General features: G+C 64.4%; 10 protein-coding genes. 8 read left to right on the forward strand and 2 right to left on the reverse strand.

The features are described from left to right. Positions 1-1,013: carbon starvation CstA family protein (locus BN1137_RS05955; RefSeq protein ID WP_332309844.1), on the reverse strand; the 1,013-nt coding region annotated here is incomplete at its 3' end. Positions 1,014-1,275: 262 nt separating this feature from the next. After that, positions 1,276-2,181: a 1,4-dihydroxy-2-naphthoate polyprenyltransferase gene (locus tag BN1137_RS05960; protein ID WP_050717869.1), complete on the reverse strand. Its 906-nt coding sequence runs from the start codon at positions 2,179-2,181 to the stop codon at positions 1,276-1,278. Positions 2,182-2,393: 212 nt separating this feature from the next. Between BN1137_RS05960 and BN1137_RS05965 the strand changes: the two genes are divergently transcribed. From BN1137_RS05965 to BN1137_RS06000, 8 genes are all read left to right on the forward strand, one after another. Continuing rightward, positions 2,394-3,734: an isochorismate synthase gene (locus BN1137_RS05965; RefSeq protein WP_050717705.1), complete on the forward strand. Its 1,341-nt coding sequence runs from the start codon at positions 2,394-2,396 to the stop codon at positions 3,732-3,734. Between the two features lie 33 nt (positions 3,735-3,767). Continuing rightward, positions 3,768-5,501 carry a 2-succinyl-5-enolpyruvyl-6-hydroxy-3-cyclohexene-1-carboxylic-acid synthase gene (gene menD / locus BN1137_RS05970; RefSeq protein WP_050717706.1) on the forward strand — a complete coding sequence of 578 codons (1,734 nt, stop codon included), beginning with the start codon at positions 3,768-3,770 and terminating at the stop codon, positions 5,499-5,501. 89 nt (positions 5,502-5,590) lie between these two features. Continuing rightward, on the forward strand, positions 5,591-6,364 hold the full coding sequence (gene menH / locus BN1137_RS05975; protein WP_050717707.1) for a 2-succinyl-6-hydroxy-2,4-cyclohexadiene-1-carboxylate synthase: 774 nt from the start codon (positions 5,591-5,593) through the stop codon (positions 6,362-6,364). Next, positions 6,357-7,217 (forward strand): 1,4-dihydroxy-2-naphthoyl-CoA synthase, encoded by an 861-nt coding sequence (gene menB / locus BN1137_RS05980; RefSeq protein ID WP_050717708.1) that lies wholly within the window; start codon positions 6,357-6,359, stop codon positions 7,215-7,217. Before menH ends, menB begins: the two co-directional genes overlap by 8 nt. Next, on the forward strand, positions 7,217-8,146 hold the full coding sequence (menC, locus tag BN1137_RS05985; RefSeq protein WP_050717709.1) for an o-succinylbenzoate synthase: 930 nt from the start codon (positions 7,217-7,219) through the stop codon (positions 8,144-8,146). The genes menB and menC overlap by 1 nt, the downstream gene beginning before the upstream one ends. Beyond that, positions 8,139-9,551, forward strand: a complete 1,413-nt coding sequence (gene menE, locus BN1137_RS05990; protein ID WP_083443379.1) for an o-succinylbenzoate--CoA ligase — start codon at positions 8,139-8,141, stop codon at positions 9,549-9,551. Before menC ends, menE begins: the two co-directional genes overlap by 8 nt. 224 nt (positions 9,552-9,775) lie before the next feature. Beyond that, positions 9,776-12,520: a collagenase gene (locus tag BN1137_RS05995; RefSeq protein ID WP_050717710.1), complete on the forward strand. Its 2,745-nt coding sequence runs from the start codon at positions 9,776-9,778 to the stop codon at positions 12,518-12,520. Positions 12,521-12,716: 196 nt separating this feature from the next. Further along, entirely contained in the window at positions 12,717-13,691 is a 975-nt protein-coding gene (locus BN1137_RS06000) for a SanA/YdcF family protein (protein ID WP_050717711.1), read from the forward strand. Positions 13,692-13,694 lie beyond the last annotated feature (3 nt).

The raw sequence follows: 13,694 nt of genomic DNA on the forward strand, positions 1-13,694 counted from the left end.
ACGGCGCCACAGGCGATGGTGATAAACAGGAAGGGGAACAGATCCCCGGCCCAGACCGGGCCGGTGCCGTCGATGAACTGGGTCAGCGCCGGCATCTGCAAGGTCGGCTGGGTCACCAGTATGCCGATGGCGAGGCCCACTATGGTGCCTATCTTGAGGAAGGTGGAGAGGTAATCCCGCGGCGCCAGCAGCAGCCAGACCGGCAGTACCGAGGCGACGAAGCCGTAGCCCACCAGCATCCAGGTCAGTTGCACACCATCGAAGTCGAAATAGGGCGCCCAGGTTTCGCTCTCGGCCACCCAGCCACCGGAGACGATGGCGAAGATCAGACACACCAGGCCGATGATCGACACCTCACCGATGCGGCCCGGCCTCAGGTAGCGGGTGTAGATCCCCATGAAGATGGCGAGCGGTATGGTGAAGGCCACGGTGTAGGTGCCCCAGGGGCTGTGGGCCAGCGCCTTGACCACTATCATCGCCAGCACCGCCAGGATGATCACCATGATCATGAAGGTGGCAATCAGGGCGATGACGCCGGCCGTCGGCCCCATCTCCGCCTTGACCAGCTCACCGAGGGAGCGGCCATCCCGGCGGGTGGAGACGAACAGCACCATGAAGTCCTGCACCGCCCCCGCCAGCACCACCCCGGCCAGCAGCCAGAGCATGCCGGGCAGGTAGCCCATCTGGGCCGCCAGCACCGGGCCGACCAGGGGGCCGGCACCGGCGATGGCGGCAAAGTGGTGGCCAAACAGTACCTTCTTGTCGGTCGGCACATAGTCCAGACCGTCGTTGTGACGCACCGCCGGCGTCATCCGGGTGGCATCCACCGCCAGCACGTGCTTGGCAATAAACAGGCCGTAGTAGCGATAGGCGATCAGATAGACGCACACCGCCGCAACCACAATCCAGAGTGCGTTGATCTGTTCGCCCCGATTGAGGGCGATATAACCGAGGGAGCTGGCACCGACCAGCGCCATCAGCATCCATCCAAGGTGTTTCCCTAACTTGTCCATCAGTGTGCTCCCTCCATGGTTTTTACACGAAATGCCAGATACAGCTACATCTGTATAGCAATCACCCTGGCGCCACAATCGGGCCCCGTCACAACTCCTGAGCCTGCCCCGAGAATTTCTCAATATTGCCGACCGGATCACGGCCATTTTAGGAGACATGACCTCAATGGGACTGAATTGATTGGAAAAAGTGGCGGTGATAGCCACAAAAAAGGCCCCTCAAAGGGGCCTTCATGACTAGCGCTTGGGTACGGATTCTTGCCTAGGAGAGCGCCAACCCGATGGAGAGCAGCAGGCTGAACAGGAAGGCGCTGATGGCGGTCTTCTTAAGGGCGCCGGTCAGCACCTCACCATCGAAGCTCACCCGCAGGGTGCGGGCGGCATCGGTGAGCGGCTTCATGGCGGGCAGGAAGATCCAGGGCCAGAGACCCGTTTGCTGCGTCAGCAGGAAGACGATGGTGGTGAGTAGCGCCGCTCCCAGCAGCAGCCAGTGGTAGACGATGGCGCGGTTGCGACCGAGCCGCACCGCCAGGGTGATCTTGCCGCTGGCGGCATCGGTCTCGATGTCGCGCACGTTGTTGATGTTGAGCACAGCCGTCGCCAGCAGACCGCAGGCGGTGGCCGGCAGCAGCAGATCCCACTGCAGGGTATGGGTGAACAGGTAGTAGGAGCCGAGCACCCCCAGCAGGCCGAAGAACAGGAACACCGAGATGTCGCCAAAACCGCGATAGCCGTAGGGCGTCTTGCCCACCGTGTAGGTGATGGCCGCAACGATGGCCGCGCCGCCGAGCAGGACGAAGGTCAGGATCTGCTGCCAGGCCTCCCCGAAGGCACAGGCAAGCAGGGCCAGTCCGCTCACCACCGCCGCCAGGGCGGTCAATCCCATGGCCACACACATCTGTTTACGGGTGATGAGGCCGGAGACCACGGCGCGCTGGGGACCGATCCGCTCGCCGTTGTCGGCGCCGGATACCGCATCACCGTAGTCGTTGGCCAGGTTGGAGAGGATCTGCAACAGGATGGCGGTCAGCAGGGATAGGCCCATGATGGCCCCGTCGAAGGCACCCCGGCTGGCGGCGAGGCCCGAGCCCAGCAAGATGGAAGAACAGGCAAGCGGCAGTGTTCGCAAACGCGCCGCCAGCAACCAAACAGAGCAGGTATTTGTCATATTGTGATGGCCAAACAATCAGATATTGATCGTGTTAAGGGTTATCGAACCGGATTTAGGTATACTTGGCTCCGTGGGGGCTTTAGGCTCCCTCGGGCAATTTACATGGAAGAATGGGCAGATAATATATAGGAAATCATCGCCCTTTGGCATCAACCTGCGCCATCCTCCCTCCAGAGCGATCGCCACTATCCGGCTCAGACACGACATCCATGTTGGCTCAGACCCATATCAAGCAACAACTGGACGCCCTGCGTCACAGCACTGTCAGCGGCTTCGTGCGGTTGCGCGTGGCGGTCGAGGTACACTCCTTTCTGGGCTGGCTGGCGGCGCAGACTCTCTATCCCCGCATCTACTGGCAGGCCCGTGGCCCGGCCCGGCCCGAATATGTCGCCCTCGGCCGGATCCATGAGCTGACCCGTCCGCAAGATATCCAGCGCGTCTGTGACAACACAGGTATCGACAGCGAAGACAGTCCCCGTTACTACGGCGGGCTGGCATTCGATCCGACCCAGCCCGGCTGGCCGGACTTTGGCCCCTGCCGTTTCGTGCTGCCACGCATCGAGCTGGTACGCCGGGGCGAGTGTGCCAGCCTCTGCCTGAACCTCTGGCTGCCGGCGCGCGATCAGGCACACGCCTTCGAGGCCGAGCTGAGAGCCGCCGAAGCCGCGCTGGATCTTCTGCAACCGGAAGCGCCCCTGCCGCCGCTGCACAAGCACAGCTGGCAGCGTACGGATTGCCCCTCCCGCGCCCAGTGGCAGCAGTTGGTGGCCCGGGTCACCGCCCCCGAGTTTCAAGCCCACACCCCCAAGGTAGTGCTGTCGCGGGAGAGCCGCCTTGGGGATGATGAGCCGAACGATGGTCAAACCGCCATCTCCCCCTGGTCCCTACTGGCCCAATGGGCGCAGCATGCCCAGGAGTGCTTCCACTTCGGTTTTCAATTCAGCCCAGAGCAGGCCTTTATCTCCTGCTCCCCCGAGCGACTCTATCGCCGGGAGGGACGCCACCTGCTCACCGAGGCGCTGGCTGGCACCATACGCCGCGCCGGGGATGATGCCATCGACCAGGCCCTGGCCGCCGAGCTGCTGGCCGACAGCAAGAACCGGCTGGAGAACCGACTGGTTCATGCGGATATCCTCAGCCGACTGGCACCGCTCAGCACCCATACCAGCCTGACCGAGCCGCGCATCCTCAAGCTGAGGTTGCTGCAACACCTCAAGTGCGACATCGAAGCCGAGCTCAAGCCCGGGGTCTGTGACTGGCAACTGCTGGACGCCCTGCATCCTACCCCGGCGGTGGGTGGTGCCCCGCGCGAATCGGCGCTGGCCTTCATCCGTGAGCACGAGCCCTATGACAGAGGCTGGTACGCCGGTGCCTGCGGCATGCTGAGCCGGGAGACCTCGGAGTTCTCCGTCGCCATTCGCAGCGCCCTGATCCAGGGCGGGGCCATCCGTCTGTTTGCCGGCGCCGGCATAGTGGCGGGATCCGAACCCGCCGCCGAGTGGGCCGAACTCGACAACAAGATCGCCAACGTGCTCTCCCTCTTGGGATAGCGTTTTCCATCGTTTCCTCACTGCGAGAGCCTCATGTCCGCGCGCCCAGAGTTTGCCACTCACCATGCCACCTTCAACCACGTCTGGTCCTCCCTGCTGCTGGAGGAGCTCTATCGCCTCGGCGTGCGGGACATAGCGCTGGCCTCCGGCTCCCGCTCGGCGCCCCTCACCATGGCCGCCGCCGTCCACAGCGGCTTTTGCCGTCACCTGCATTTTGACGAGCGGGGCCTGGGCTTCATGGCACTCGGCCTCGCCAAGGGCACGGGCCGACCGGTGGCGGTGATCATGACCTCGGGTACCGCGGTGGCAAACCTCTGGCCCGCGGTGGCCGAGGCCCAGCTGACCGGGGTGCCGCTCATCATCCTCTCGGCCGACCGCCCCCCGGAGCTTATTGACAACGGCGCCAACCAGGCCATCGATCAGCAAGGGATCTTCGGTCACTACCCCGTCTATCAGCTCAATCTGCCGAGCCCCACCCAGACCATTCCCGCCGCCTTCGTGCTGAGCTCGGTGGATCAGGCCCTGGCCCAGCAGGCGCGCACTCCCGGCCCAGTGCATTTCAACTGCATGTACCCCGAGCCGCTCTACCCCGGTGATGCCTATCTGGATTTCGGCGACTACCTGGCGCCCCTCGGCGACTGGCTGTGCTCGGAGAAGCCCTGGAGCCCTTGGCTCCCGAGCGAACAGAGCTGCCCCATCCAGCCCGACTGGGAAGCACTGCGGGGCAAGCGCGGCGTCATAGTCGCGGGCCGCATCCAGGATCCGGTGCAGGGCCAGACGGTGGCCGAACTGGCACAGCGCCTCGGCTGGCCATTGCTGGCGGATCTGCAGAGCCAGATCCGCTTTGACAGTCGCAACCTCATTCATATGGATTTGGCGCTGCAAAACAGCTGCTTCGTGAGTGAGCTGGCCCGCGCCGAGGTGCTGCTGCAGTTCGGTGCCCGCCTCATCTCCAAGCGGCTCGGCCAGTTTATCAAGCAGCACCCCTGGCAGGATTACTGGCTGGTGGATCCGCAGCCGGCCCGGCTCGACCCGGATTACCGGCTGCGTCGCCGCCTGCTGTGCGAGCCCGTCGCCTTCACCGCCGCCCACCCGGTTGGCGAGCAGCAGCAACCCTGGCACAAGCTGGCGGAACGCCAGCAACAGGCGACCCGTCAGGTGCGCGCCGCCTGCGATCGTTTCTCCGAACTCGGGGTCTGCCACCGCCTGAACGAGCTGATTGAAGGTCAGCTGTTTGTCGGCAACAGCATGCCGGCCCGCTTGATGGACATGCTCGGCGAGACCGGCAAGGGGCCAAGCCGGGTGATGACCAATCGCGGCGCCTCCGGTATCGATGGCCTGATCGCCACGGCCTATGGCTTTGCTCAGTCAAGCGATCAGCCCACCACCCTGCTGCTCGGGGATCTCAGTGCCCTGCATGACCTCAACAGCCTGGCTCTGCTCGGCAAGGCGAGTCGGCCGCTGGTAGTTATGCTGCTTAACAACGACGGTGGCAGCATCTTTCGCATGTTGCCGGTGCCGACCCAGGATCAGCTGCTGGAGACTTACTACTGCCTGCCCCACGGCCTGCACTTCGATCACGCCGCCGCCATGTTTGGCCTCGCCTATCACGCGCCCACCACCCTGGCCGAGTTCGAGCAGGTCTATACAGCCGCCTTGGAAGACCAAAGCTCGCAAACCCGAGCAACCCTGATTGAAATCAAGGTGCCGAGCAATGAAGTGGCCGAGGATCTCAAAGCATTGGGTAGTGCGATCCGTGGCAACTAGCGCAGAGGCAAACATCATCCCGATTGAAATCAAGGTTCCACATCACGACGAAGTGGCTAAGGATCTCAAAGCATTGGGCAGCGCGATCCGTGACCTCTAATCCAGGCGACTACAAGCTGCCGCTGGTGCTGCTGCACGGCCTGCTCGGCGATGGCCGCGACTGGCAGCCGGTCATCGATGCCCTACCAGGAGTCGACTGCCACGCACTGGATCTGCCGGGCCACGGTCACAACCAGCCTCTGCGGGTGAGCGATTTCGACGAGGCCAACGAATGGCTCTGTGGCGAGCTTGAGTCGCGCGGCATCCGCCGCTACCGGCTGGTGGGCTACTCCCTCGGTGGGCGGCTGGCGCTCTATCACGCCAGCCACTCCCCTGCCGGGTTGCAGGCCCTGCTGCTGGAGAACTGCCATCCGGGCCTGCCCGCCGCCGAGCGCGCGGCCCGCATCGCCCACGATGAGGGTTGGGCCCGGCGCTTCGAGGGCGAGCCCTTGACCGAGGTGCTGGCAGACTGGTACCGCCAACCGGTGTTTGCGGATCTCGACGCCGCCGGACGGGCCCGCCAGATAAGGCGCCGGCTCGGCAATCAGGGTCAGGCAGTGGCCGCCATGCTGCGCGCCACCTCCCTTGGCAAACAGCCGGATCTCGCCCCCTGGCTTGCGTCCGCGCCCTTGCCGGTGACCTGGATCTCCGGCACGGAGGATCAAAAATTCCATCGGCTGGCTTGCCAGCTGGTAAAGTTGGGCTGCAATATCAATCACTTGACCATGAATGGCGGCCACAATCTGCACGCCAGCCAGCCCGAGACTTTTGCCCGGCTCCTGCGGGAGTGGGTTAACCAACCAGAAGAGAAGCTCCATGATTGAAGCAATGAGCGAAGCCGAACTGTATGCACCCATCGAGTGGCAGGATTGCTCCGCCGGTTACGAGGACATCCTCTATCACAAGTCCCAGGATGGCATTGCCAAGATCACCATCAACCGTCCCCAGGTGCGCAACGCCTTCCGTCCCCGCACCGTCAAAGAGATGCTGCAGGCGCTGGCCGATGCCCGTTACGACGATCATATCGGCACCATCATCCTCACCGGCTTCGGCGAGAAGGCGTTCTGCGCCGGTGGCGACCAGAAGATCCGGGGCGACTACGGTGGATATCAGGATGACGAAGGCACCCATCACCTCAACGTGCTCGACTTCCAGCGCGACATCCGCACCTGCCCCAAACCGGTCGTCGCCATGGTGGCCGGTTATGCGGTCGGCGGCGGCCATGTGCTGCACATGATGTGTGACCTGACGATTGCGGCCGACAACGCCCAGTTCGGCCAGACCGGTCCGAAAGTCGGCTCCTTCGACGGCGGCTGGGGCGCCTCCTACATGGCCCGTATCGTCGGCCAGAAGAAGGCCCGCGAGATCTGGTTCCTGTGCCGCATGTACGATGCCAACCAAGCCCTCGACATGGGGCTGGTCAACACCGTGGTGCCCTTGGCGGAGCTCGAGCGCGAGACTGTGCGCTGGTGCCGCGAGATGCTGCAAAACAGCCCGATGGCGCTGCGTTGCCTGAAGGCGGCCCTCAACGCCGACTGCGACGGCCAGGCCGGCTTGCAGGAGCTGGCGGGCAATGCCACCATGCTGTTCTACATGACCGAAGAGGGTCAGGAAGGGCGCAACGCGTTCAACGAGAAACGCCGTCCCGACTTCTCCAAATACAAACGGAACCCCTGATGACACTCGCCCTCTATCGCTACCATCTGCCCTTTACCCAGCCTCTGACCTTTCACGGCAAGGTGGAGGTAGCGCGAGAGGGCCTGCTGGTGCGCATCAACGACGGCTGGGGGGAAATCGCCCCCCTGCCCGGTTTCTCCAAGGAAACCCTGGCCGAAGCCCAGAGCGAGGCACTTGCTTGCCTGACGCAGCTGGCCAAGGGAGAGACCATCAGCCCTCAGCTGCCTTCGGTACAATTTGGCGTCGACTGTGCTCGTCGCCATTGGCCCGCCCAGACAGCCTCCCTGCCCGAGCCCTATCCCCTCATTCAGGGCTCCCCCCAGGAGCTGCTCAAGAATTGGAAAGTCTGGCTGCACGAGACGCCCCTCAAGGCCAAGCTCAAGGTGGCCCGCTACCCCATGCGTGACGAGCTGGCGCTGATCCGCCTGCTGCTCGACCGACGCCCGACCCTCAAGCTGGTGCTGGATGCGAACCAGGGCTGGACCCGCGAGGAGGCCTGGGCCTTCTGCGGTCACCTGGATCCGAACCGGATCGAATACCTGGAAGATCTCTGCGCCAGCTTCGACGACATCGCCTTCGTGGCCGCCCGCACCAATATGCCGGTGGCGCTGGATGAGCTGCTGAGCCGGGGCGATCCCTGGCAGCCCATCCCTCAGCTCAAGGCGCTGGTGCTCAAACCCATGCTGCTCGGCAGCCTCGCCAACAGCGAGGCGCTGGTGGCCCGCGCCCGTGAGCTGAAGCTCAAAGTGATCGTCTCCTCCTGCTTCGAGTCCGGTGTCGGCCTCGGCCAGCTCGCCCGTCTCGCCGGCGAATGGGCGCCGGACCAGGCCCCGGGCCTGGACACCAAGCGCTGGCTGGCGGGGGATCTACTGGATGCCCAGGGCCAGCCCGACTTGAGCAAACTCAAGCCTCTGTTCCACCGTGATTGAGGCCCAGTCGCCCCAGATCGAGCAGAGCAGCGAGCCTTGCCCGGTGCGCCACTGGGCAAACCTGGCGCCGGAGCGGATCGCCATCCACGGCGACAACGCCCTCAGCTACCGACAACTGGACGCGCGGCTTAACGCCCTGTGTCGACAGCTTGAATCTGCTGGTTTGAACACGGGTGACAGGTTGGCCGCCGTGGTGCGTGGCGCGCAGGCAGATGTATTGATTGCCTGGGCTTGTGTGCGCAGCGGTATCGTCTTCTGCCCGCTTAATCCCGCCTTCCCCTTGGAAAAACAAGCAGAGCTGGCCGCCCAGCTAGAGGTTGCCGCCTTCTGGTCGGCGGGAGAGATCCCGGACGGCCCTTGGCAACCCCTGCGACTGGATACCGAGGCCGAGCTGGCTGCGGGCCATGATCTGCTGGCGCTGGATCCCGAGCGGCTGTGCAACATGATCCTCACCTCGGGATCGAGCGGCACCCCCAAGGCGGTGGTGCATCGCCTCGCTAATCATCTGGCCTCGGCCCGGGGCTCCGCCACTCTGATCCCGCTGGACGGCGACTGTGGCTGGCTGCTCTCCTTGCCGCTGTTTCACGTCGGCGGCTACGCCATCCTGTTCCGGGTCTTCCTGGCCGGCGCCAGCCTGGTGCTGGACGATCGCAGCCAACCCCTCGGCACGCGACTGACACAAGCGCCCATCACCCACCTATCCTTGGTGCCGACCCAGCTCTGGCGCCTGCTGGCCCAGGGCTTCGACCCCGCCAACACCCGGCTGCGCGAACTGCTGCTCGGCGGCGCCGCCATCCCCGAGCCCCTGGTGAGCCGTCTCAAGACGCTGGGCATCACTCCCAAGGTGAGCTATGGCCTGTCCGAGATGGGCAGCCAGGTCTGCACCGGCCAGCCCACCGGCGCCGGAGTGGTCGGCCGGCCGCTGCCGGGGCGAGAGGTATGCATCCGCCAGGGGGAGATCTGCGTGCGGGGCGCCACCCTGTTTGCCGGCTACTTCAAGGGCGGCCAGCTGGAGCGGCCACTCGATGAAGAAGGCTGGTTCCACACCCGCGACAAGGGGCACGTCACCGAGCGCGGCGAGCTGGTGGTGGAGGGACGGCTCGACAACCTCTTCATCTCCGGCGGCGAGAACATCCAGCCGGAGACCATAGAGCAGCGGCTGGTGGATCACCCCGCCGTGGCCCAGGCGCTGGTGGTGCCCATCCCGAGCGACGAGTGGGGCCAGCGCCCCGCCGCCTTTATCGACTGGCACGGCGAGCCCGTCTCCCATGCCGAGCTGAGTGCCTGGATCCGGCAGTCACTGCCCGGCTTCATGGTGCCGGACCGCTGGCTGTCCTGGCCGGATCTTGGCGGCAGCCTCAAGCCCTCCCGCACCAGACTCGCCACCTTGGCTGCCTCGGCCTGAACCCCCTCCTATTCGACTATCCTGTCCACGACACCTTAATCTGATACTTGCCCCCCATATGGGGCTGAGTCCTTGCTATCGGTACGGCCCCTAATGGGGCTGCTTTTGTTATGTTGCATGAGAAGGGAATGATTGCCCCGCCCCATCTGGTTTGTTGATGTTCCTTTGGAACCCAATACCCTGCCCGGTTCCCCCACGCCACTCCATCCACCAAAGGGATCACAATGAACCACCTGGGTATCAGGCTGCTGTTATTGGCAGCCCCCGGCCTGCTCGCCACCTCGGCGCAGGCCAACTACAGCGCCGACTGGCAGCACTACCGGCTGAACGGCGAGTCGAGTCGCCAGCTTGGCGATCGGGTCACCGAAGTCACCTATGAACTGAGTGCTAGTGACGGCAACGCACCCTATCAGCAGTTGCGGGTCTATCGCCGCTTCGACTGGCAGTCGGCCAACCTGGACGCCTTGGCCGAACAGCAGTGCGGCGAGCCGCAGCTCAAGGTCGAGCAGGGCTGGCAGATCCGCTATCGCAGTTGCGAGCAGGTGGTGCCGGTAGGCAAGGCAGTGCCAGCCAGAAGTTATGACTTCGGCTACGGCCTGCTACAGGGGCGCTGGGAGCCGCTGACGGGCACCCCGACCGCGCCACGCCAGGATGCCCTGCCGCTGCCCGAGCGCCTGGTGCTCGGCCACAGCGAACAGGAGCTGGATCGCTGCGAGCTCAATGCCGAGGGTCGCTGCGCCGAGCAGAGCTGGCAGTATCGGCCCCAAGACTGGCAGCAGCTGAGCGTGCTGGAGGAGACCCCCAACGAGCGGGATGGCCGACTCGAGCAGATCTTCTTCCGCCTGCAACCCGTGGCGGGCAATCAGGCCGCCAGCCAGGTGCGCGAACTGCACGTCTGGCGCCAATACAGCTGGTTGCTGGAGGAGGCGAAGACCCAGCAGGAGTGCGATGAGCCCCAGACGCGCCAGGAGGGAAACAAGGTCATCAGCTTCCGAGTTTGCCGCCAGACCCTGCCCGCCGGCAGCGAGGTGCAGGTGGTCTTGAAAGACACCGGCTATCAATATCCGGTCGGCGGCAGCCAGTGGCAGGCGCTGCCGGAGACCAGCGAATGGCAGGAGAGCCGGGTGCTCAATCGCCCCATAGTGCTGGCCAGCAAGGAAGAGCTGCTCGACTGCCGCCGCAGCGATGGTCGCGCCTGCTCCGAGCCGGACCTCCCTGATACGGATCTGCTGGATGCTGAGGCCGCCAAAATCGTGCAGGACGCCAGTGGCCAACCCGCACCTGTGTGGCAGGAGAACTACGGCCACGACGATCACAAGCTGCTAGTGGTCTCTCGCGGCATCCAGCGCCTGCTGGCGGCCAACCAGCCCGCCCACCCGGCCATGAAGCAGCTGCTCGAATACGTGCGCGCTCACAACTATTACAACTACGGCAAGCATCAGGAAGATGGCCCGGCCGCCGCCGAGGCCCTGGCCGAGGCCCTGACCGCACTCGGCGCCCATCCGTTGCTCTATCCCGAGCAGGCCACGGACGAAGTAGGGGCCGTCATCGGCGCCTGGAGCATCGCCCTGCATGGCCAGTTCAGGAGCCCGGCGGTGCAGAGCCGGTTCGGCACCCTGCTCGGCCAGTTCAACCAGATGCTTGCCTACAGCACCCAACATGCCAGCGAGATCAATGGCCGCCACCCCTGGGCGACTGGCCTGTTCGATCTGCTCAACTTCATCGACTTCGCCAGCGACTATGCGACCCCCTTCGCCGCTGATTTCCGCCAGCAAGACGATGAGCTGCGCCAGCAGCTGCGTGCCATCGGCATGAGCGAACTCGCCTTGTGGCAGGGACGGGACGGAGCGGATCTGTTCCTGCTCAACAACGTGCTGGACGCCTACACCCGCCTCTACCGGGTTGCCCGCTACACTCGCCCGGACGAAGCCGAAGCCTATCGCAAGCAGCTGGATGAGGCCGTCATCGCCCAGATCCGCCATCATGGCCTGATCCCGGGTGGCAGTCAGAGCCAGACGCTGCTGGACGACATGTCCCTGACCCTCTCCACCTACTACCTGACCTACACGGATCGCACCAGCGAGGCCTGCATCAGCGGCGACTTTGCCGGCCTGTGCACCCCGATCCGGATGGAGGATGTGCTGCCGTTCGAGCACACCTGCTCGCCGACCCTGCGCCTGCGGGCCCAGGAGCTGACCATGAGTCAGGCCGAGGGGATCTGCCGTGAGCTGGGCGCCGAGGAGCAGCAGTTCCACCGGCAGATGGAGACCGGCGGTCAGCCGGTAGCGGACGATCACAATGAGGCGCTGGAGCTGGTGATCTTCGACTCCTCCACCGACTGGAAACGCTATGGCGGCGCCCTGTTTGGTGGCGTATCCACCGACAACGGCGGCATCTACATCGAGGGAGATCCGGCCCGTCCCGGCAACCAGGCCCGCTTCTTCGCCTACGAGGCGGAGTGGAAACGCCCCGCCTTCCAGGTGTGGAACCTGCGTCACGAGTACGTGCACTACCTGGATGGCCGCTTCAACCAGTACGGCAGCTTCGGCCACTATCCTCTCAACCGCACCACCTGGTGGTCCGAAGGATTGGCGGAGTTCATCGCTCACGGTCAGTGCTTCGCCCGCGGCATGGACAACGTCGCTGCCCGCCCGGCCACCGAGCGGCCGAGCCTCGCCGAGATCCTGCATCTGGATTACGACAAGGGGGGCGAGATGGTCTACTCCTGGTCCTATACGGTGCATCGCTTCCTGAACGAGACCGGCCGTGGCGGCAGTTGGCTGGCACTGGCCCAGGCCCTGCGAGGCCCGGATCAGTCGCAGGCGATGAGCGCCTTCGAGACCGAGCTGGATCAGCTGATCGCCAGCGACAGCGAGGCTTATCAGCAGTGGCTAGCGCAAGAGTTGCTGCCCTGGTGGGAGTCCAACAAGGAGTCTGACGAGTGCAAGGCCAACGACTCCTCCCACTGAGGATGAGGCATTGATCGACAGGGGCAGCCATGGCTGCCCCTGTTTTTTTCGCGCAAAGGATGAACAGAAATCGCCCCGCCCACGACAGTCTCTGCCCGAGTGACACCACTGCCGGCTATCAAGCCTGACGCCAACCGCCAACTTGTAATAGAATGGCCCCCTGTCATCCCTTACTTCAGACCCGAACGCACCGCGCATGAAGAAGTTTGCCAAGATCCTGCTCGCCTGCCTCTGCCTGTTGCTGGCCTCTGCCGCTACGCTGCTGGGCTACAGCGAGTGGACCGTCTCGGACGCCCGTCACTACACCTATGACGACGTCGATGCGGTGCCCTATAACCGGGTCGCCCTGGTGCTCGGCACCTCCAAATACCTGATCGGCGGTAGCCCGAACCACTATTTCAAGTACCGGATCAAGGCCGCCGCCGAGCTCTACAACAGCGGCAAGGTGGACTACATCCTGGTCTCCGGTGACAACGCCACCGTGCAATACAACGAGCCACGCCAGATGCGGCGAGCCCTGATCCAGGCCGGCATCCCGGCCAACGCCATCTACAGCGACTACGCCGGTTTCCGTACCCTGGACTCCGTAGTGCGCGCCAAGGAAGTGTTCGGCCAGGCCCGCTTCACCGTGGTTTCCCAGGCGTTTCACAACGAGCGCGCCATCTTCATCGCCCGCCATTTCGGCATCGACGCGGTCGGCTACAACGCACTGGATCCCAGCGCCTATCAAGGTATCCGCACCCGGGTACGCGAGGTGTTTGCCCGGCTGATGGGGCTGCTCGATCTCTATGTACTGGACAAGGGCCCCAAGTTCCTCGGTGAGCCCATCGTCATCGGTGGCCCTATCCCCTGCCAGGCGCTGAGCAGCATAGGCACCAGCCAACCCTGCCTGCCCATTCCCCCCGTGGTGCCGGTGAAAAAGCCGCTCGATAAGGCCAGCGTAACCAATACGGCTGTGGCAATCAGCGCAGCAACGGCAACCAGTGCAGCAACGGTAACCAGCGCAGCAACGGCAACCAGTGCAGCAACGGCAACCAGCGCGGCAACGGCAACCAGTGCAGCAACGGCAACCAGCGCGGCAGCGACAACCAGCGCAGCAACGGCAACCAGCACGGCAACGGCAACCAGCGCGGCAGCGGTAACCAGCGCGGCAACGGCAACCGCCCCCTGAACA

The organism is Aeromonas tecta, from assembly GCF_000820185.1.
GTDB lineage: Bacteria > Pseudomonadota > Gammaproteobacteria > Enterobacterales > Aeromonadaceae > Aeromonas > Aeromonas tecta.

Bases quoted from the DNA above. Each gene is read 5' to 3' on its own strand.
- BN1137_RS05965 (WP_050717705.1), top strand. From the start codon at position 2,394: ATGTTGGCTCAGACCCATATCAAGCAACAACTGGACGCCCTGCGTCAC.
- menB (WP_050717708.1), top strand. From the start codon at position 6,357: ATGATTGAAGCAATGAGCGAAGCCGAACTGTATGCACCCATCGAGTGG.
- BN1137_RS05960 (WP_050717869.1), bottom strand. From the start codon at position 2,181: ATGACAAATACCTGCTCTGTTTGGTTGCTGGCGGCGCGTTTGCGAACA.
- menD (WP_050717706.1), top strand. From the start codon at position 3,768: ATGTCCGCGCGCCCAGAGTTTGCCACTCACCATGCCACCTTCAACCAC.
- BN1137_RS06000 (WP_050717711.1), top strand. From the start codon at position 12,717: ATGAAGAAGTTTGCCAAGATCCTGCTCGCCTGCCTCTGCCTGTTGCTG.
- menC (WP_050717709.1), top strand. From the start codon at position 7,217: ATGACACTCGCCCTCTATCGCTACCATCTGCCCTTTACCCAGCCTCTG.
- BN1137_RS05995 (WP_050717710.1), top strand. From the start codon at position 9,776: ATGAACCACCTGGGTATCAGGCTGCTGTTATTGGCAGCCCCCGGCCTG.